This window comes from Paenibacillus sp. 3LSP (assembly GCF_032465655.1).
GTDB classification, from domain to species: domain Bacteria; phylum Bacillota; class Bacilli; order Paenibacillales; family Paenibacillaceae; genus Fontibacillus; species Fontibacillus barengoltzii.
Map to the genome: position 1 here is coordinate 19,446 of NZ_JAWDJI010000053.1, position 19,347 is coordinate 38,792.

Genomic DNA, 19,347 nt, shown 5'->3' on the forward strand with positions numbered 1-19,347 from the left:
TATAGAATGCCCAACCTTAACAAAAAAAGCCGCCGGATTTCATCCAGCGGCCCTAAATCTATATGGTAATTTTTTGGTGTTCAATGCAAACCTCGGCTTACCCCTTAAATATGGCTCCGCCTGCTGCCGCCCCTTCCTCAGGAACAAATGGCGTACCATCCTCCTGGAATTGGGTTTTTGGATTGTTTTTAATTTCTTGCAGCATCTTGTTGCCCTTCTCTTCCCATTCTTTGAGCGCTTCCGCCGGTGTTTTCTTATTCTCCAACACCTCTTGGAAGAACCTGCGTCCGCTGTCGGTTACGCTGTATAGTCCTGGTTTTTCGCTCATCAGTTTTTCTTGCTTCGGATCCGTTGGCGGCGTCGGCTTCAGTAAATAGAATGCTTGAATATTGTAATCCAAGCCCATTTTCGGTTGGATGTACGATTTGCGAGCCAGCATTTCATAGGAGTTACTGCGAGACTTCAGCTTCGCCCAATCCTCGCCATTAATGAATTTAATGAAGTCCCAAGCGGTCTCGGCGTTTGGAGCAGCACTATTAATGGCAAACGTATTGCTCAGCCAAATACTTCCCCCGATCCCCGGTTTTTCAGGATGGACCGGAACCGTGACGACATCCCAATCCACAGGAGTAAAGTTCTTAATTTTCGAAGCGTTGTTGTTGGCATCCGTAATTTCATTGACGTAATAGTTCTCACCAATCGTCATTGCAACTTTACCGGAGAGGAACAGGTCGCTTGTAACTGGGTTCCACTCGCCGTCCATCATCCCGCTGTTACTGTCCGGAATGATTTTATCCTTCGCCAGCTTGCTGATGGTTTCCCAGACCTTCGTCCATTGCGGGGTATTAACCGTCATCGTTTCCGCTTTATCATCAAAGGTTTTGAGCTGCAGCGAGTTGACATAGTTGCTCTGCATATCCCAGAACGGGTCGCTTCCGAGGTACCGGCTAAACGCGAAACCGTAAACCCGGTCCTTCCCTTCCCCTTTCGCCAAACGGCGAGCCAAATTGAAGATATCGTCCCAAGTCATATTATCGGTAGGCGGTTCTACCCCAGCGTCCGTAAAGAGCTTCTTGTTATAGAACAAGGCGGAGGAGGAGAACGAAGGCGTTAACGCATACAGACTGCCTTCCCCAAGATCCTTGATTCCGTCAATAACTGCTGGGACGAAGTCCGACGTGTCAAATTTATCTTCCTGGATCATTGGATCAAGTTGTTTGACCATATTTTCCTTGATCAGCTGATTTAATACAGAAGTATCGGTGACCACGACATCCACCGGATTGCTGCCGGTCATAATTTTCTTCATGCTATCCAGGTAGTCCGGCTGAACGTATGGCTGCGAGTAATCCTGATAACGATATTGGCTTTGGTCGATGGCCGGTACAACCTCGATACGAACATTGTGCGTAAACTCATATACATCGGTATACTGCTGACGGAAATAAGAATCATCATATCCCCCGTAAAGCACGCCGATGCGGAGCACTTTCTCCTGCTCAGGATCTGCCGCTTTGCTGCCGTTACAGCCGGCGAGCAGGCCCAACGCCAGCGTTGCAGCCAGCGATACAGACAGTAATTTCTTAAACCTCATGATGGATCCCCCTCCAACGATTTAGGTGCTGTAATAATGATTTTCTCTCCGTCAAACTCCATGCTCGCTCGGCCATTGATTCCGACGGATTCCAAATATTCCTTCGGAACCTGTAAACGTCCGACACGGTCAACCACAACAAAAGCTTCGTGAACCTCCTGCAATCCTCCGCCTAGCTCAGCTGCCGCCAAATCCAGATTCGGATTGCGCTTCAAGAACTCGGTGCTCGTTAAGCCGTCACGGATGGCGACCACGCGGTCCACCTTCCCAGCCAGGTTCAAATCGTGCGTGACGATCACAACCGTGATACCCAACTCCCGGTTCACTTGTCGAAAGATTTGCATGATTTGATCAGAAGTGGCCGTGTCGACCGAACCCGTGGGTTCGTCGGCCAGCAGAAGCTTCGGTCGATTCGACAGCGAGATCGCAATCGCAACCCGTTGCTGCTCCCCGCCGGAGAGCTGATGCAGCTTGTTATGCATCCGATCCTTTAAGCCAACCCGCTCCAGCAGCTCTTTCGCATAGGCTCTGTCCAGCTTCCCGGTGAGCAGCATCGGCATTTCTACATTTTCCAATGCTGTCAAATAAGGAAGTAAGTTGCGGGCATTGTTCTGCCAGACGAAACCAACCGTGTTGCGCTTATATTCCACCAGCTGGTCATCGCGGATTTTCAGCAGATCCCAACCCCCGACGTTAACTTGGCCGGCAGACGGGCGATCCAGCCCGCCGAGAATATTCAGCAAGGTGGATTTGCCGCTGCCGCTGTTGCCGATGATCGCCATCATTTCGCCTTGTTCCACGGTTAAGTTCAGGCCTTGGAGCGCCACAACTTCGATATCTTCGGATTTGAAAATCTTGACGAGTCCTTCGCAATGAATCATCTCTTAGCGCTCCTCTCCCATTTTTACCGCCTGATGCACACGCAGTCGCCGGATTTGCCAGAACAGCAGGCCGGCTCCCATCAGGAGCATCACGAACACAACAACATAAAGCTGAAGCGTATCCTGGTTATCAAATACGATGCGGAAAGGCGGAACCTGCGTTGTAACATTATCCGCCGTTTGCAGGAACGGCAAGTACAGCTTGCCGGCAATCTTCCCGATGACGATCCCGAGCACGATGGATAAGCCGGCAGTTAAGATCTGTTCGGCCAGCAGCATGAACGTCAGCTGTTTCCGGGATAAGCCCATCGCCCGCAGGATCCCGAACTGGACGACCCGGCCCGATAAGTTGAAAAACCAGTACAACACATACCCGATCAACGACACGATGACCGAGACGAGGAAACCGAGACTTAGGATCCCAAATACGCCTCCCCGGGTCGGATGCTTGCTTTGCGCCGCCAATTCGCTGCGAACATCATCAACCGAATAAAGCTCAATTCCTTGATCCGCCAGCTTCGGAATCAGCGGGGCGACCTTAGCCCCCGGCTTCATCTTAAGCCAGACCTCATAAGGAATAAGCGGAACTTGATCGTAAATATAATCCAAATTCGCAATAATAAACGGTGTTTGATCTGGATATTGACTTGGCCAATACGGAATAATTCCGTATACGGCAAATTCCACCGCTTGCTCACCCAAGGCAACCGTAAACACGTCGCCCGGCTTCAGCTTATACTTCTCCGCCAAGTTCGACGGGACTAAAGCTGCACTTTCGTTCATCCCGAGAAAATTTAAATAATGGTAGGGATGCGTTGGGAACAGATCGTTCCGGAACCAGGCCACTTTGGCAAAATCGACATTGTCGATCCCCATCACATTCCCTTGGCCTGCCGAACGACCGGAGATAATGATGTTCCCCTTCGTTTGAAGCACACGTGCCGCATGCTCGACGCCGTCCAACCTCCGGAAGATTTCGAACGGGGGCTCGGAATAGATCAGTTTAGACGGGGTAGGATTTTGCCCTCCGCCTCCTGGGCCGCCGCCAGGTGCTCCACCTGGGTTCCCGCCGCCTGGAGCTCCCGGACCGCCGCCTTGACCTTGGCCGGAGCCTCCTTGAGAAGGACGAGTGATTTCCGGCGTGCCTTCCCATACCGTTCGCATGATCACATCTGCTCCATATTTATAGAGCGTCCGCTCCGTCGAATTCAGGTCGATTGTCCGTGCGGCTGAAGCGTTATATACCCCAAGACCCAGCGTCAGAACGAGCAGGATCATCAACGGATAATAGGAAGAAGACGACCTGGACAGTTGCGTCAAACTTAAATAGTAAGGAACCGGCAGCCACTTTTTGCCGATCCAACCGATCAGCTTCAGCAGCCACGGGAACACCCGCAGGAAAAATAGTCCAATGGAGAAAATGGCGAGCGCAGGAACGAAGAACAGGAACGGTTGAACCTGCAGCTCATCCGTCGTCATTCCTGTCTGGAACGTCAGCATTTGCCGTTCATTAAACAGGTAGTACCCATAACCCGAAATCGCCATCAAGACGATATCGATAAACCAACGTTGCCAAAATGGCGCCCGATCGGAGCGCGCTTGCTTCTGCTTGGCCTTGACGATCGAGGAGCGGGCGAAGGAAATTGCCGGCCACAGCGTCGATAAGATCGCGATCACAACCGCTACCGCTCCCAATACCAAAGCATCGGCATTAAAACCTACCGGAATGGACTTGCGGTTCACGAACGTCAGAAAGCCGTCTGCCGAGCCGATGCTCTTCGACATAAACCAGCCGAGCAATGGACCTGCGATGAGTGCAACCGCGCCAAGAATCAGGCTCTCAAATAAATAGATGAAAATAATCTGCTTCGTAGAAGCTCCGCGGCTGCGCAGAACCGCGATATCGCTTTGCTGTTTGTCGAGCGCCTGGCGAGCGTTCATCACAATAAAATAGAACACCATGGCAATCATCGGTGCCGCCAGGGTAAACAACAGCGTCTGCATCTGCAGGCTTTGCTTGCGGAAGTCTCCCAGCAGACTGCCGAAGGAGACGTCCACCTTCGTATCTTTCAGCTTCTGATATAACTCTACGTTCAACCGCTCCAGCGTATCTGAGAGCGGTGACAGCTGACTCGTCTTGATCTCACCGAGATCAAAAGCGTAATACCAGCTGGAGCTATGCAGCGGAATCGATAATCGATTCAACAGGCCTTCATTAAAGGCTTGATCCGAGATGTAGAAAGTGTTCATCATCCCTTCAAAGCCTTGATACCAGTACGGGTCATTCTCGTTCTCCGGCTGGAAGGTGCCCACGATCTTCACCTTAAGCGTCACGTCCACACCGCTGTACACCGGATACTCCATCACGTCACCGACGTGCAGATCCTGCCGGTACATCGCTTCTTCCAGCATCAAAGCCTCAAGCGTATCGCCATCGCCTTGATCAGAATACATCCGGCCGCCGGAAATTGCCACATGGTCCTGTAAACCGCTCATGGATACGATGGACATCGTCCGCGTTCGGCTCGCGTCAACCTTAGTCGGGTCCTCCGGAAATACCTCCGTACTGCGGATGGATCTGATGTTCACGTAGGTGTCAAACGGGAAGCCAATTTGCCCCGGCACCTCGTCAACAATGTATTGATTGACGGCGGATAGTGCATTCAAATCCGTCTTGGTACCACCCGGCGCCTGATAGCTCATGATCAACGAACCGGCGGGCAGCCCTTCGCTCTCCGCCTGCAGGGTGGTTGCAACGACCCGCTTCAGCGAACCGTCGGAATACATCGGAATGCTGACCGTGAACGAGACCGCGACAATGAGGCCCAATAGCGTACTTAACGTCAGCCATTTCGTGTTCCACATTTTGCGGAACAATAAACGTAATAAAGGAAGTCCCATTAACGACCCACTACTTTCTGCCCCGGCGTGAGTCCTTTAACAATTTCCACGTCGGTCGAGGTCTGCAAACCTACCTCAACATCGGCTTCACGTTTCGAACCGTCTTCCTCTACCACCTGAACATAAGTGCGCGAGCCAATCGTCCGCAGGGCGGAAATCGGAATCAGCACCGCGTTCTCCTTGCGTTCCGTTACAATGGACACGCTGAGCGGCCGTCCACGTTCAAGTCCCTCCGGCCATTTGTCCAGTTCCACGATCAGGTACTTATCGATCGTATCTTTCTCTGGAGGTTTGCCGCCTCCGCCGCCGTTATTGTCGTCGGACGATCCTGAATCCACTGGCATGACCTTCACCTTCCCGTCGAATACGCCCATCGCATTAATATCAACCTTGGCTTTCATACCAACGGCAATCTTTTCTAAATCCTCCTTGGCAAACTGAGCTGCCACGACCAACGAAGACGTGTCGGACAACACGGCTACCGTATCATATGCTTTGATCGCGGCTCCTTTCTGGACGGAGACGGAAATGATCGTTCCGGAGAACGGCGCACGGAGTGTGCCGTCAGCGATCGTCTTCTCCAAATCCTCCAGCTCTTGACGCTGTTCCTCAAAGACGATCGAGGCCTCCTCAAATTCGATCGGGTCCTTCTCGTCCTTCGTACGCAGCAGCTCCTTCATAGAGATTTCCTGCTTGCGGAACTCCAGCTTCTTCTTCCGTAATTCCTTCTGCAAATCTTCGACATCCAATTGAATGAGAGCATCGCCTTGCTTGACTTTGTCGCCTGCCTTAACGAGCACTTCCTTCACGTGAAGATTATCCTCTGTGAAAAATAACGGCTCCTCGCGCTGGCTCATGATCTTCCCAACCGCACTGACGCTAAGCTCGATCGTCTCCGTGCGCACCTCATACTCCGGCTTCTTCGAGATTGTCGGCGGCGTGATCACCGGCAGGTCCTCCTCCGCCTCTTCGTCCGGCAGCAGGGCGCAGCCTGTGGACGCAATTAACGTCAGGGACAGAGCGAATACCCCCAGCGTTCGAACAAGCCTTATCCCCCCTTTTTTATTCGATAAATTTGCCATCCACCATTTCGTAAACATGGTCCGCTACCTCCAGGATTGTAGGATCGTGAGTAGTCATACAGATCGTCACGCGTTCGGTCTGTATGATGTTCTTGAATACTGCCATGACTTGTGCTCCCATTTGCGAATCGAGGTTGGCCGTTGGTTCATCCGCCAACAACAGCTTGGGGCGATGGGCAATCGCTTTGGCGATGGCCACCCGTTGCTGTTCGCCCCCGGACAACTCGAACGGGCGGTGAAACATCCGTTTTCCGAGTCCAACAAGCTCCAGGCAATGCTTAACGCGCGGCTTCCATTCCTGAGGGGGAACTCCCGCCATACGCAGCGACAGTTCGACATTCTCCCAAGCGGAGAGCAACGGCAGCAAGGCGTAGGCCTGGAAAATAAAGCCGATCTGATTCCGACGCAGCAGGGTACGCTTATCGTCGTTCAGCTCATGAAGCGGCTGACCGCGGAACCAGATTTCACCGGAAGTCGGCTGATCCAATCCGCCAAGCATGTTGAGCAATGTCGTTTTGCCCGAGCCAGAACGGCCTTTAAGCATGACCAGCTGGCCTGAGAGCACTTCCATGTTGATTCCCTTCAATACCTGGATTTCTCCTCCGCCCACCGGAAATGATCGGCGAACGTCTTTGACCGACAAAATAGGTCCGGTCTCCTTCTCTTCCTCCTTCTGTACAACATGGGCTGCAATAACCTCGGCATCTGCTTCTGCTAATGCCGTCTTCTCCGCGGCAGCGGCGGTCTCCCCCTCCGCACTTTCCGGTACCGGAGAATCAGCTCCGGGCTGAACTTCGACTTTTTCTTTCTTGCGAAGCCATCGCATCATTGTGTATCGGTCTCCCATTTCCCTAAATTGTGCTTCTCCTCTTCTGCTTCCTCTTCTTGGACTTCTTGGTCTAATTGGCCTTGTCTAGCAATACATTCACGTCTTGCATTATAAACGAAATACGATGGCAAAAAGTTACAAGCTCATTAACGAAATCGTTAATTTTTTACCAGATTTTTCGCGCTGATGCATGGTTACAATTCTGTTAGAATTAAGGAGGATTCTACTAATTTCGGCAAGGAGAACTAATATTTCATGAAGAAAATGATCCCCATCCTGCTCACGGCGACGCTCTTATTCACCAATGTCGTGCTTCGGCAAGAGCCGGTCGCTGCCGATCTTCCTTTTAACGACATTTCAAACAGCTATGCTAAAGATGCCATCCTCCGTTTAAATGCGAACAATGTAATGAAAGGAACCTCAGGTTCTGAATTTTCTCCAACCCGCTCCATTACCCGAGCCGAGTTTATGACTACATTGACGCGCATCTTTAAGGTGGAACCGGCCAAATCCGTTATCCCCGCTTATCGCGATGTCCCCAAAACCGCCTGGTACTATGGCACAATCCAAGCCGCCACGGAACTTGGGCTTACCAACGGCTTGGGAGACGGGATCTTTAAGCCAAACCAGCCGTTAACCCGGCAGGAGGCCGCTTCATGGATCGTTCGTGCTTTAAAACAAAACGCCGCCGGCAATTCGTCTTCCAATTATCAGGATGCAGCGATGATCGCGGCATGGGCCAAGCCTTCGGTCAGTTCCATTACCGAGCTCGGGTTGATGCAGGGAAGCGACGGGGTATTTCATCCAACACAGCCAATAACCCGCCAGGAGACCGCTGTCATCCTGGATCGCCTGCTGCAGGACACCCGATGGACCGATGCGCTCGCAGCCAGCACGAATCAGACCATCAAGCTAGGATGGCAATACGGCCTGTCAACCGAAGCCTACAAGAAAGCCGTGTTGCAATCGAATGTGAACGTGCTGGTGCCTCGGTGGTTTTTTCTCGAAAGTAATGGCAAATTTTCTGATTCCAGCGTTCCCTCGCTCGTAACCTGGGCGAAAAATAACGGCAAACAAGTTTGGGCCATGATCGGAAACCGATTTGATCAGGAAACGACGCACAAGCTTCTGGCTTCCAGTTCGCTTTCTTCCGAAGCGATTCAAACCTTGAAGTCCTACGTTCAAAAATATGGGCTGCATGGCATCAACGTCGATTTTGAAAATGTCGCAGCTTCCGATCGCAGCTTGTATACGGCCTTTATCGCCAAACTGGCACAGGAGCTTCATTCCGTCTCTGCCGTCTTGTCTGTGGATTTACCGCCGGACCTCGACACTGACTGGTCGGACGCCTATAATTACGCAGAACTGGCGAAGAGCGCCGATTACCTGGTCATTATGACCTACGACGAGCATTGGGGCGGGGCTGCTGCCGGTTCCATCGCATCGCTTGGCTGGGTGGACAATCACCTGCAAAAACTGCTCACCCAAGTCCCTTCCAACCAACTCATTATGGGGATGCCGCTGTATACGCGGGATTGGAGCCTAAGCAGCACCGGGGCTACGTTGTCTTCCGAGGACATCACCCTCGCCGCTCAAAATAACCGGATGAACCAATACGGCCTGAAGCCAAAATGGAACGACACATTAGGGCAGTACACCATGGAGTATCGCAAGAACGGGACGCTCCACAAAATTTGGCTGGAGGATGCCCGCTCCCTCTCGGAGAAGCTGAGGTTAGGCATGAAGTTCGGAGTGGCCGGTTATGCTTACTGGCACATCGGCGGTGAATCGCCGGACATCTGGACGAGTCTTCAAAATGCGGAGAAATACGCAGGGTATTCATTTAAGTAATCAGCCATCATTTCTAAATCATATGTAATAATAAAGACCACCTTATGAGACAAAGCGATGTTGCTTCTCAGGGGTGGTCTTTTGATATTTAGACAAAAAAACAGCCCTTCACGGGGCTGTTATAACCATATGGATGTACTTAGGCATTTCCGAAGGAAGCCGGATCCTGCCGCCAGGACTTGAGCAGCTCCAGATCTTCCGGCTGAATATCCCCGCGCTGCACAGCTACATCCATCAATGCTGTATAGTTGGACAAGGTTTGCAGCGGGATGCCGGCTTCAGCAAACGCCTGCACCGCTTTATCGAGCTGATAGCTGAAGATCGCCAGCACGGCCAACGGTTCTGCCCCCGCATCGCGCACCGCCTGTGCTGCTTTGATCGAGCTGCCGCCGGTCGAGATCAAATCCTCGATGACAACCACCTTCTGCCCTGGTTTAATCAGACCTTCGATTTGATTCTCCTTGCCATGGCCTTTGGCCTTATCGCGAATATAGGCCATCGGCAACCCCAGCTTCTGCGACGTAAACGCGGCATGCGGAATGCCGGCCGTAGCTGTTCCGGCGATAACTTCGGCCTCCGGATAGTCTTTACGGATCAGTGCAGCAAACGATTCAGCAATCAGATCGCGGATCTGCGGGTAGGACATCGTGAGACGGTTGTCACAATAGATCGGCGATTTGATCCCCGAAGTCCAAGTAAACGGCTGATGCGGACGAAGCGCAACGGCTCCGATCTCTAACAGGCTGCTGGCAATTTGCGCTTCGACGGATTGGGTATTGGTCATGCTACATCATCTCCTTAATGATCGTCTCCGCGGCTTCTCGCGGGTTAAGGGCAGCGATAATCGGACGGGCAACGACGATATAGTCCGTGCCTTGCGCCATCGCTTCGCCTGGGGTTAACGTACGCGTTTGATCACCTTTGGGGCTGTTCGCTGGACGAATCCCCGGCGTTACCGTCAGGAAGGCTTGTCCGCACTTCTCCTTAATTGCGGTAACTTCCAGTGGAGAAGCAACCACTCCGTCCAAACCGGCCGAACGGGCCAGGTCCGCATAATGTACGACGGAGGCTTCAACTTCGCCCGGGACGCCAATCTGTTCATTCATCACTTGCTTGCTGGTGCTCGTCAGCTGCGTAACCGCGATGATCTTTGGCATCGTCAGCGTCGGGTCGGCTTCCACCGCCGCCAGTGCGCCTTCTTTTGCCGCCTTCATCATGTCCAGCCCGCCGGCCGCATGCACGTTAAACAGGTCTACGCCCAGCTTGGTGACGCTGTTCGCACCACCTTTGACGGTGTTGGGAATATCATGCATTTTCACATCGAGAAAAACGGAGTACCCCCGCTGCTTTAATTCCCGGATCAGTTCCGGACCCGCCGCATAGAACAGCTGCAGCCCCACCTTCATGTAACAAGGGATGCCTTCCAGCTCCTTCAGCAGCTTCCGCGCCTGCTCCGCATCAGGAAAGTCGAGGCCCACGATCAGCTTCCCGGCCGCTTCTTCAAATGAACGCAAATCCGCTCTCCTCCATTCATGCTTGCGGCTCCGAAGCATTCTGCTTCCGAGCCGCCATATTCTTCGTCCTCTAGCGGACCTGAAAGACCTTATTTGAGCATTTCCCTGCGATTTCCCGCTGTAACGGACTCCATGGACATTATTCAGTCCTCATGGAGCCACTCAGCTGCGATCTAAGCAAAATAAGGTCTCCTCGGTCCGTTAGAATGGTTATTTGCTTCACACCAGATCCATAACGTCTCTGGTGTCCGTTAGCGCTGCGATTAAAGTGCAGGCATCGCTTGGGAAGAGAAGTTGATCGTCTCCAGCATCTCCAGCAGCGCCCGAACGGTATCGAGCGAAGTCATGCAGACCACGCCGTTCTCCACCGCTTCCCGGCGAATCCGGAAGCCATCGCGCTCCGGTTCTTTGCCCTTCGTCAACGTGTTGATGACGAAGTGAGCTTCACCGTTCCGGATCAGATCAAGGATGTTCGGCACCCCTTCGGACAGCTTGTAAACCGTCGTCACATGAATACCCGCCTCGATCAGCGCAGAAGCCGTGCCATCGGTAGCGATGATCTTGTACCCCAGGCGGTAGAAGCCGCGAAGCAGCTCAACCGCTTCTTGTTTATCCTTGTCGGCTACCGTAGCGATAATCGCCCCGGTTGAAGGAATCTTCATTCCCGCGCCGATCAAGCCTTTATACAATGCTTTGGCGTATTGCGGATCGCGGCCCATGACCTCGCCGGTCGATTTCATTTCCGGACCAAGCGTTGGCTCTACCCGACGCAGCTTCGCGAAGGAGAATACCGGCACCTTCACCGCAACCTGCTGGCTTTCCGGCCACAGGCCATTGGAGTAGCCCAGATCGCTTAGTTTCGCCCCCAGAATACACTGGGTTGCAACATTCGCCATCGGTATGTTTGTCACTTTGCTCAGGAACGGTACTGTACGCGAGGAGCGAGGGTTCACCTCGATCACATACACTTCGTTGTTGTAGATGACGAACTGGATGTTCACCAGACCTACCGTCTTCAGCTCGCGGGCGATTTTGACCGTGATTTCAACGATCTTCTCTTTCAGCTCTGCCGACAGATGCTGCGGCGGATACACCGCAATCGAGTCGCCGGAGTGAACGCCAGCGCGTTCGATATGCTCCATAATCCCCGGGATCAGTACTGTTTCCCCGTCGCTGATGGCGTCGACCTCTACCTCTTTGCCAAGCATGTAGCGGTCGATCAGGACCGGATGCTGCGGATTGATGTTCACCGCTTCTTCCATGTAGCGCAGCAGCTCCTGGTCGGAGTAGACGATTTCCATCGCTCGGCCGCCCAGTACATACGAAGGTCTTACCAGTACCGGATAACCCAGTGCTTGAGCAGTTCCAACCGCTTCTTCTACCGAGGTTACTGTGCTGCCCTTCGGCTGTGCGATGCCCAGCTTCGACAGGAGCGCTTCAAACTTCTTGCGATCCTCCGCCTCGTCGATGCTTTCCAGCGAGGTTCCGAGGATGCGAACGCCCGCCGCTTGCAGCGGTGCTGCCAAGTTGATCGCCGTTTGGCCGCCGAATTGGACGATGACGCCAACCGGCTTCTCCTCTTCGATAACATTCATGACATCCTCGAAGAACAGCGGTTCAAAGTAGAGGCGATCCGACGTGTTAAAGTCCGTGGATACCGTCTCTGGGTTGTTGTTGATGATTACTGCCTCATATCCAGCTTTTTGAATTGCCCAAACCGCGTGTACTGTCGAGTAGTCAAACTCGATGCCTTGCCCGATCCGAATCGGTCCGGAGCCCAGCACCACGATCTTCTCTTTGTCCGTTTGAACGACTTCGTTCTCCGTTTCATAGGTCGAGTAGTAGTAAGGCGTGGAGGCTTCAAATTCAGCCGCGCACGTATCTACCATTTTGTAAACCGGCTTCAGTCCATGCTCCTTGCGGAAGCTTCTCACTTCCGCCTCTGTCGTGTGCGTGCCTGTCGGCTGTCCGGCAGCGCGCAGCTCGGCGATCGCCCGGTCCGTAAACCCTAAGCGCTTCGCTTCGTACAGCGTTTCATAGGAAAAGAACTCTTCTTCCGCAATCCGTTTCTCGAAATCCACCAAACGCTCGATTTTATCAAGGAACCACCAGTCGATTCCGGTCAGATCATGAATGAGCTGCAGTTTGTAGCCGCGGCGGAACGCTTCTGCGATCAGGAACAGCCGCTCGTCATCCGCTTTGATCAAGCGAGTCTTCAGCGTTTCATCGTCGATGTTCTCCACGCCTTTCAGATAGAGGCGATGGGTACCGATCTCCAGCGAACGGACCGCTTTATGAATCGACTCTTCGAAGGTCCGGCCAATCGCCATCACTTCGCCGGTCGCCTTCATCTGCGTGCCCAGCTTGCGGTTGGCATGAACGAATTTATCAAACGGCCAGCGCGGAATTTTGCTGACGATGTAGTCCAGCGTCGGCTCGAAGCAAGCGTAGGTCTGCCCTGTAACCGGATTGATGATTTCGTCCAGTGTGTAGCCCAGCGCAATTTTGGCAGCCATTTTCGCGATCGGATACCCCGTCGCTTTGGACGCAAGCGCCGACGAACGGCTGACCCGCGGATTAACTTCGATCACGTAGTATTGGAAGCTTTGCGGATCGAGCGCGAACTGGACGTTACAGCCGCCTTCGATGTTCAGCGCACGAATAATCTTCAGCGAAGCCGAACGGAGCATCTGATACTCACGGTCAGACAGCGTTTGGCTTGGCGCCACGACGATACTGTCCCCGGTATGTACACCAACCGGGTCGAAGTTTTCCATGTTGCAGACCACGATACAGTTGTCGTTCGCATCGCGCATCACTTCATATTCGATTTCCTTCATGCCGGCGATCGATTTCTCGATCAAGCATTGGCCAATCGGGCTGTAACGGATCCCCGACTTCACCGTCTCGCGCAGTTCCTCTTCTGTAGCGCAGATCCCGCCGCCGGTGCCGCCCAGCGTATATGCCGGACGAACGATCACCGGATAGCCGATTTCGCTTGCAAAATCCAGCGCCTCTTCCACCGAAGTGATGATTGTGCTCTCCGGCACCGGCTGCTCCAGCTCGCGCATCAGTTCGCGGAACAGGTCGCGGTCTTCTGCTTTCTCAATCGACGTCAGTTGAGTGCCAAGGAGCTTCACATTTTCGCGCTCCAGCACGCCTGCGCGGGCCAATTCCACCGCCATGTTCAGACCGGTCTGCCCTCCAAGCGTCGGCAGCAAGCCGTCCGGCCGCTCCTGGCGAATGATTTGCGTGACGAATTCCAGCGTGATCGGTTCAATGTAAACCTTGTCGGCCATGTTGGTATCGGTCATGATCGTCGCCGGGTTGCTGTTGATCAGCACCACCTCGACGCCTTCTTCCTTCAGCGCTTGGCAAGCTTGCGTTCCGGCGTAATCGAACTCAGCCGCCTGACCGATAACGATCGGTCCGGAACCGATGACGAGAATTTTCTTAAGGTCTTTGTTGATCGGCATAGGTTTATAGTTCTCCTTTCGCAGCGGCCATCAGTTCGGCTTGGCGAGGCTTTTGCGGATTTTGCCGCTTGTGCTCGCGGATCATCTCGATGAATCGGTCGAACAGGTAGCTGTTATCGTACGGTCCCGGAGCCGCCTCTGGATGGTATTGCACAGAGAAGGCCGGGTATTTCTTATGCTTCAAGCCTTCGATGGTTTTATCATTGTTGTTAATATGGGTAACTTCCAGCTCCGTCCCAGCGATGGATGCTTCGTTTACGGTGTATCCATGATTTTGCGATGTGATATAGCAGCGGCCGGTAGCCAGCTCTTTCACCGGGTGGTTCCCGCCGCGATGGCCGAATTTCAGCTTTTCCGTATCGGCGCCGCAGGCGAGGGCAAACAGCTGGTGGCCCAGGCAAATGCCGAAGATCGGGTACTCACCAAGCAGTTCAGAAATCATCTTCACCGCATGCGGTACGTCTTTTGGGTCCCCCGGTCCGTTGGACAGCTGAATCCCGTCGGGATGCAGGCGGCGAATTTCATCCGCAGTCGTATCATGCGGGACGATCACGACGTCGCAATCGCGTTTGTTCAGCTCGCGCAAAATACCGCTTTTCGCACCGAAGTCAACCAACACGATACGTTCCTTCGAACCCGGACTGCTGTACACATGCTTCGTCGAGGTTTGCGCCACTTGGTTGCGCAGCTCGGCGATGCTGGTTGCCAGCATCATTTCTTTTAATTCCTCCACCGATTTATTGGAGGTCGTTAAAATCCCTCTCATCGTTCCCTGATGGCGGATAAGTCGCGTCAGCATGCGCGTATCGATGTCGGCAATGCCGGGAATTCCGTATTCCTTCAGCAGGTCACCCAAATTGTACTGCGCCCGCCAGTTGCTTGGGGTTGGTTCATAGCGGCGAACCACAAACCCGTGGATCGACGGCGTAATCGATTCAAAGTCATCGCGCGAAATGCCGTAGTTCCCGATCAGAGGGTACGTCATCGTGACGATTTGCCCGCAATAAGATGGATCGGACAGCACCTCTTGGTACCCCGTAATTCCCGTATTAAAAACGACCTCGCCTGTTTTCTCTCCTTCCGCTCCGAATGAGGTTCCGGTAAACAGCGTGCCGTCCTCCAACAATAGTCTTGCCTGCATCCTGAAGCACTCCTTTATCCATAAGCTAAACTACATTTTCTTATCCGCCCGTTAACGGGTCAGTTCTAGTTCATCATTCCATACCAGTCTTCCACGGGCGATTGTGGCGACCGGCCAGCCTTTTAGCTTCCAACCGGCAAACGGGGTGTTGCGTCCCTTCGAGGCGAAGGTCTCAGGATCCACCGTGCGTTCCGCGTCCAGATCAACGATCGTCAGATCCGCCGGAGCGCCTGGAACCAACCGTCCGGTTTCTAGACCAAACACACGAGCCGGGTCTGCTGTCATACGCTGCACCAGCATCTCCAGGCTCCAACGGCCAGTTGTCACAAACTTCGTATATAACAGCGGGAAGGCTGTCTCAAAACCAACGATTCCAAACGGTGCCAGCTGCATGCCTTTTGCTTTTTCCTCTTCACTGTGCGGAGCATGGTCGGTGACGATGATGTCGATCGTGCCGTCCTCCAGCGCTTCGATGCAGGCTTCCACATCTCGGCGGGAGCGCAGCGGCGGGTTCATTTTCCAATTGGCATCCAATCCGGGAATATCCGCCTCCGATAACACCAGATGGTGCGGACACACCTCTGCGGTCACGTTAATGCCGAGCTGCTTCGCTTGACGAATCAGCCGGATCGACTGCTCCGTGCTCACGTGGCACACATGGTAGTGAACCCCGGTCGCTTCCGCCAGCAAAATATCCCGCCCCACATGAATCGCCTCCGATTCGTTCGGGATCCCTTTCAGTCCGTGCTTGCGGGCGAATTCCCCTTCAGCCACCGGCGCGCCTTCCACCAGCGAATTGTCTTCGCAGTGGGCAATTACCGGCATCCCCAGCGCAGCCGCTTGACGCATCGCATCCTTCATCATTTGTGCGCTCTGTACGCCTACGCCGTCGTCGGTGAAACCAATCGCACCGGCTTCCTTCAAAGCAGCAAAGTCGGTCAGCTCGCGACCCAGCTCAGATTTGGTGATCGCCGCATAAGGCAGCACGTTCACCAGCCCAGCTTCCTCCGCCTTCTCCTTCACATAGCGAACCGTATCCGGATTGTCGGTCACCGGCCGCGTATTTGGCATGCAAGCGATGGTGGTGAATCCCCCTTTCGCTGCTGAACGCGAACCGGTTTCGATCGTTTCTTTATGTTCAAATCCCGGTTCCCGCAGATGGACGTGCATATCAATAAATCCCGGAGTGACCAGTCTGCCCCCTGCATCGATTACCTGTGTCCCTTCCTCAGCGACTAGCTGCTTGAAGCTTCCTGTTTTCTCGATGTTCGAGATCACTCCGTTCTCGATGACGATTTGAGCGATTTCTTGTTCCCCTTGTTCGTTTAAGATCTTGGCATTGATTACGACAAGCCGCATTCTGATTTCTCCTCCCGCTGATTTTGAAGTACGATCCGAAAAATAACGTCCATTGCCCGTCGCCTAAGCTACAGGCGCTCCCCCTCATTTGCTAGAGCAATGCGCGTTCCAGAACCGCCATGCGGATCGGAACTCCGTTTTGCATCTGCTTGAAGATGCGGGATTGCGGGTGTTCCACCACCGCATCGTCGATCTCCACGCCCCGGTTCACTGGAGCCGGGTGCATGATCAGCGCGTGCGGTGCAAGGCTCGCGGCCCGCTCCTCCGTTAAGCCGTAATGCAGTCGATATTCTTCGGCCGACTTAATCAGCCCGCCAACGTGGCGTTCCAGCTGCACTCGCAGCATCATCACCACATCGGCGCAAAGCGCTTCGTCCATCGGAACGTAAGGCGCATACGCGCTCAGCTCCGGTGCTTGCATATTGTCCGGCGCGCACAGCTTCACTTCGGCACCGAACTTTTGCAGCGCCCACAGATTCGAACGTGCCACCCGGCTATGCTTGATATCTCCGATAATCGATACCTTTAGCCCGACGAGTTCCCCGAAATGCTGTCTCATCGTATATAGATCCAGCAGCGCTTGCGTCGGGTGCTCATTGTTACCGTCCCCGGCATTTACCAGCGGTATGGATACCCGCTTCGCCAGCTCCTCCAGCACTCCGATCGGCTTCAGCCGGATGACTCCAGCGTCAATGCCCATCGATTCCAAGGTGCGAACTGTGTCGTAAATCGACTCGCCTTTCTCTACGCTAGAGGCGGCTGCCGCGAAGTTCAGCACCTGGGCACCCAGCCGTTTCTCCGCCATCTCGAATGAGAAGCGGGTGCGCGTACTGTTTTCGAAAAACATATTCGCAACAAAGTGCTCTTTCAACACCGGAATCATCTTCTCTTCCTTGGCATCCCAGTAGCCAGCCCGGTCGAGAATCGAGGAAATTTCCGCTGCGCTTAAATCCTTCAGCCCGAGGAGGCTGCGTTCCTTCAGTGCGGTTGCAGTCAGCGCCATCTCAGTTCCCCTCCCGTGCATGCAGGATGCGAACCAGATCAGTGCCGTCATGCTCGGTCAAGAGCACTTCGATTTCTTCCGATCGCGATGTCGGTACGTTCTTGCCAACATAATCAGCTCGGATCGGCAGTTCCCGATGTCCCCGGTCAGCGAGTACCGCTAACTGGATCGACTCCGGACGACCGCAATCCATGATCGCGTCCATGGCTGCACGAATCGTACGGCCTGTGTAGAGAACATCGTCGAACAGGATCACTTTTTTGCCTTGAATCGAGACCGGGAACGTGGCTTTGGCCGCCCCTTGAGTAGCCTCCACTTTGTCATCGCGGTAGTTTGTTACGTCTAGCTCGCCCCATGGAATTGCGGTTCCTTCAATACTCTCCAGGCGCTCAGCCAGCCGTTTTGCGAGGTAAACTCCTCTGGTTTTGATGCCGGCCAATACACAGCCCTCGATGCCTTTGTTGCGTTCCAAAATTTCATGTGCAATTCTTGTCAGTGCCCTCCGAATCGCGGTTTCGTCCATAATGATATGACTTTCGTTGCTCACAGCTGCGACCTCCTTAGGGATAGGGTCACCTTGCATCGGTCCGTGATAGGCGCATAAAAAAACTCCCTGCCCGTAAATCCAGGCAAGGAGTCTTCAGCCATAGTGTACCTATGACTATCATGTAGGATTTGGGCACAGAGAACCGACTTAAATAAGCGCAGTTCGCCCATTTCCCCACTCACGTTACCTTGCCAGCCTCACGGGACTGAATTAAAGGTGCTTATGGTTTACATGAATTATGACAGAATGAAAATAGCCTGTCAAGACACCCTGCCGAGTTTGTAACCTACCGATACTGAGGTTGATTCTTCCCCCGTGTGAAGCCTGCTGTGATGCGGTTGTTAATAATTATACATTCAATGTAATATTTATTCAACAGTTAGTTTCCCCGGCTTATCCTTGATCTGAAGCCGTTTAACCCGTGTGCTCTCCCCGCCAGATCCCTGCATAAATTTCCTAACATGTTGAATATTTAACCGGGATGTTTGGGGAATGGTGGGCAGCAAGATCACTAATAGTGCATGGTACTTGCTGTGTAACGCTGATCAGAAGCGCTATTTGGCGAAAAAGGGGCCCCATGGAAACGTAACGCTTAGGAGAGAGCTTATTTACGATTTTTGAGTGCAAATGGGGTGGGTTTAGCCTAAATAAGACTGCTGGTAAGCGTTAAAATGAAAATTTGGCGCTTTTCTCCGAAATAAGCATTCTGGCAGGCGTTAGAATAAAAGCGGACTCCGAACCTACACCCTTACCAGTATGTAATCGATTGGTACTAGCCAGCATCTGCAGCATCTCTTGTAGCAAGGCACCAAACCCATCGTCAGCACCAGCTCAGGCACAGTTAGTTCAGGGAAGTATGCTGTAACGCTTAACAGAAACGCTATTTGGGGAAAATTCGGGCATTCTGCGGCGTAACGCTTACAGGAGAGCTTATTTGCGATATTTCATCGTAAAAGAGGCTGTTTTTGCCTCAATAAGGCTGCTGGTAAGCGTTAAAAGTAAAACTTTGCGTTTTTCGCACAAATAAGCACTCTGGCAAGCGTTAGAGCACAATTGGACTCTGCCCCTTCATTCTGCACACATGGCACATCGGTGGCAGCAGCGGCGGCAAATCTAAGAAAAACGCCTGGCGGCGTCCTTTTAAGTTCGTTCAACTGAGTTCATACGTG

The 19,347-nt window shown here is 53.2% G+C and carries 13 protein-coding genes; 1 reads left to right on the forward strand and 12 read right to left on the reverse strand.

The window, feature by feature from the left end; all coding sequences use genetic code 11:
• Window positions 1-97: 97 nt before the first annotated feature.
• Genes RW092_RS03590 through RW092_RS03610 form a run of 5 tightly spaced genes read right to left on the reverse strand, consistent with a single transcriptional unit; the run spans window position 98 to window position 7,287 of the window.
• Window positions 98-1,594, reverse strand: coding sequence for an ABC transporter substrate-binding protein (locus tag RW092_RS03590; RefSeq protein WP_127575424.1), 1,497 nt, complete (start codon window positions 1,592-1,594; stop codon window positions 98-100).
• Window positions 1,591-2,475: an ABC transporter ATP-binding protein gene (locus RW092_RS03595; protein WP_016311544.1), complete on the reverse strand. Its 885-nt coding sequence runs from the start codon at window positions 2,473-2,475 to the stop codon at window positions 1,591-1,593. Before RW092_RS03595 ends, RW092_RS03590 begins: the two co-directional genes overlap by 4 nt.
• A gap of 3 nt (window positions 2,476-2,478) precedes the next feature.
• Entirely contained in the window at window positions 2,479-5,376 is a 2,898-nt protein-coding gene (locus RW092_RS03600; RefSeq protein ID WP_316009566.1) for an ABC transporter permease, read from the reverse strand.
• On the reverse strand, window positions 5,376-6,476 hold the full coding sequence (locus RW092_RS03605; RefSeq protein WP_028539790.1) for an efflux RND transporter periplasmic adaptor subunit: 1,101 nt from the start codon (window positions 6,474-6,476) through the stop codon (window positions 5,376-5,378). The genes RW092_RS03600 and RW092_RS03605 overlap by 1 nt, the downstream gene beginning before the upstream one ends.
• On the reverse strand, window positions 6,439-7,287 hold the full coding sequence (locus tag RW092_RS03610) for an ABC transporter ATP-binding protein (protein WP_016311541.1): 849 nt from the start codon (window positions 7,285-7,287) through the stop codon (window positions 6,439-6,441). Before RW092_RS03610 ends, RW092_RS03605 begins: the two co-directional genes overlap by 38 nt.
• A 255-nt stretch (window positions 7,288-7,542) precedes the next feature.
• On the opposite strand from RW092_RS03610, the gene RW092_RS03615 reads away from it, so the two are divergent.
• Window positions 7,543-9,138 carry an S-layer homology domain-containing protein gene (locus RW092_RS03615; protein ID WP_028539788.1) on the forward strand — a complete coding sequence of 532 codons (1,596 nt, stop codon included), beginning with the start codon at window positions 7,543-7,545 and terminating at the stop codon, window positions 9,136-9,138.
• A 139-nt stretch (window positions 9,139-9,277) separates the two neighbouring features.
• On the opposite strand, the gene pyrE is transcribed toward RW092_RS03615, so the two are convergent.
• The 7 genes from pyrE to pyrR all read right to left on the reverse strand — a co-directional run bounded on the left by pyrE (window position 9,278) and on the right by pyrR (window position 18,178).
• On the reverse strand, window positions 9,278-9,922 hold the full coding sequence (gene pyrE, locus RW092_RS03620; RefSeq protein WP_028539787.1) for an orotate phosphoribosyltransferase: 645 nt from the start codon (window positions 9,920-9,922) through the stop codon (window positions 9,278-9,280).
• Between the two features lies 1 nt (window position 9,923).
• Window positions 9,924-10,691 carry an orotidine-5'-phosphate decarboxylase gene (pyrF, locus tag RW092_RS03625; protein WP_316009567.1) on the reverse strand — a complete coding sequence of 256 codons (768 nt, stop codon included), beginning with the start codon at window positions 10,689-10,691 and terminating at the stop codon, window positions 9,924-9,926.
• Window positions 10,692-10,915: 224 nt separating this feature from the next.
• Window positions 10,916-14,128, reverse strand: coding sequence for a carbamoyl-phosphate synthase large subunit (gene carB / locus RW092_RS03630; RefSeq protein WP_316009568.1), 3,213 nt, complete (start codon window positions 14,126-14,128; stop codon window positions 10,916-10,918).
• Window positions 14,129-14,132: 4 nt separating this feature from the next.
• The gene (gene carA, locus RW092_RS03635) at window positions 14,133-15,269 is read right to left on the reverse strand and encodes a glutamine-hydrolyzing carbamoyl-phosphate synthase small subunit (protein WP_016311536.1); all 1,137 of its coding nucleotides are present in this window, start codon (window positions 15,267-15,269) and stop codon (window positions 14,133-14,135) included.
• A gap of 51 nt (window positions 15,270-15,320) precedes the next feature.
• Window positions 15,321-16,628, reverse strand: a complete 1,308-nt coding sequence (locus RW092_RS03640; protein ID WP_316009569.1) for a dihydroorotase — start codon at window positions 16,626-16,628, stop codon at window positions 15,321-15,323.
• 91 nt (window positions 16,629-16,719) lie between these two features.
• The gene (locus tag RW092_RS03645; RefSeq protein WP_016311534.1) at window positions 16,720-17,631 is read right to left on the reverse strand and encodes an aspartate carbamoyltransferase catalytic subunit; all 912 of its coding nucleotides are present in this window, start codon (window positions 17,629-17,631) and stop codon (window positions 16,720-16,722) included.
• Between the two features lies 1 nt (window position 17,632).
• Window positions 17,633-18,178, reverse strand: coding sequence for a bifunctional pyr operon transcriptional regulator/uracil phosphoribosyltransferase PyrR (gene pyrR, locus RW092_RS03650; RefSeq protein ID WP_016311533.1), 546 nt, complete (start codon window positions 18,176-18,178; stop codon window positions 17,633-17,635).
• Window positions 18,179-19,347 lie beyond the last annotated feature (1,169 nt).

Excerpts from the sequence above, each read along its gene's own strand:
- RW092_RS03610 (WP_016311541.1), bottom strand. The coding sequence starts at position 7,287 with ATGATGCGATGGCTTCGCAAGAAAGAAAAAGTCGAAGTTCAGCCCGGA.
- RW092_RS03640 (WP_316009569.1), bottom strand. The coding sequence starts at position 16,628 with ATGCGGCTTGTCGTAATCAATGCCAAGATCTTAAACGAACAAGGGGAA.
- carA (WP_016311536.1), bottom strand. The coding sequence starts at position 15,269 with ATGCAGGCAAGACTATTGTTGGAGGACGGCACGCTGTTTACCGGAACC.
- RW092_RS03590 (WP_127575424.1), bottom strand. The coding sequence starts at position 1,594 with ATGAGGTTTAAGAAATTACTGTCTGTATCGCTGGCTGCAACGCTGGCG.
- carB (WP_316009568.1), bottom strand. The coding sequence starts at position 14,128 with ATGCCGATCAACAAAGACCTTAAGAAAATTCTCGTCATCGGTTCCGGA.
- pyrF (WP_316009567.1), bottom strand. The coding sequence starts at position 10,691 with ATGCTTCGGAGCCGCAAGCATGAATGGAGGAGAGCGGATTTGCGTTCA.
- RW092_RS03595 (WP_016311544.1), bottom strand. The coding sequence starts at position 2,475 with ATGATTCATTGCGAAGGACTCGTCAAGATTTTCAAATCCGAAGATATC.
- RW092_RS03605 (WP_028539790.1), bottom strand. The coding sequence starts at position 6,476 with ATGTTTACGAAATGGTGGATGGCAAATTTATCGAATAAAAAAGGGGGG.
- RW092_RS03600 (WP_316009566.1), bottom strand. The coding sequence starts at position 5,376 with ATGGGACTTCCTTTATTACGTTTATTGTTCCGCAAAATGTGGAACACG.
- RW092_RS03645 (WP_016311534.1), bottom strand. The coding sequence starts at position 17,631 with ATGGCGCTGACTGCAACCGCACTGAAGGAACGCAGCCTCCTCGGGCTG.
- RW092_RS03615 (WP_028539788.1), top strand. The coding sequence starts at position 7,543 with ATGAAGAAAATGATCCCCATCCTGCTCACGGCGACGCTCTTATTCACC.
- pyrE (WP_028539787.1), bottom strand. The coding sequence starts at position 9,922 with ATGACCAATACCCAATCCGTCGAAGCGCAAATTGCCAGCAGCCTGTTA.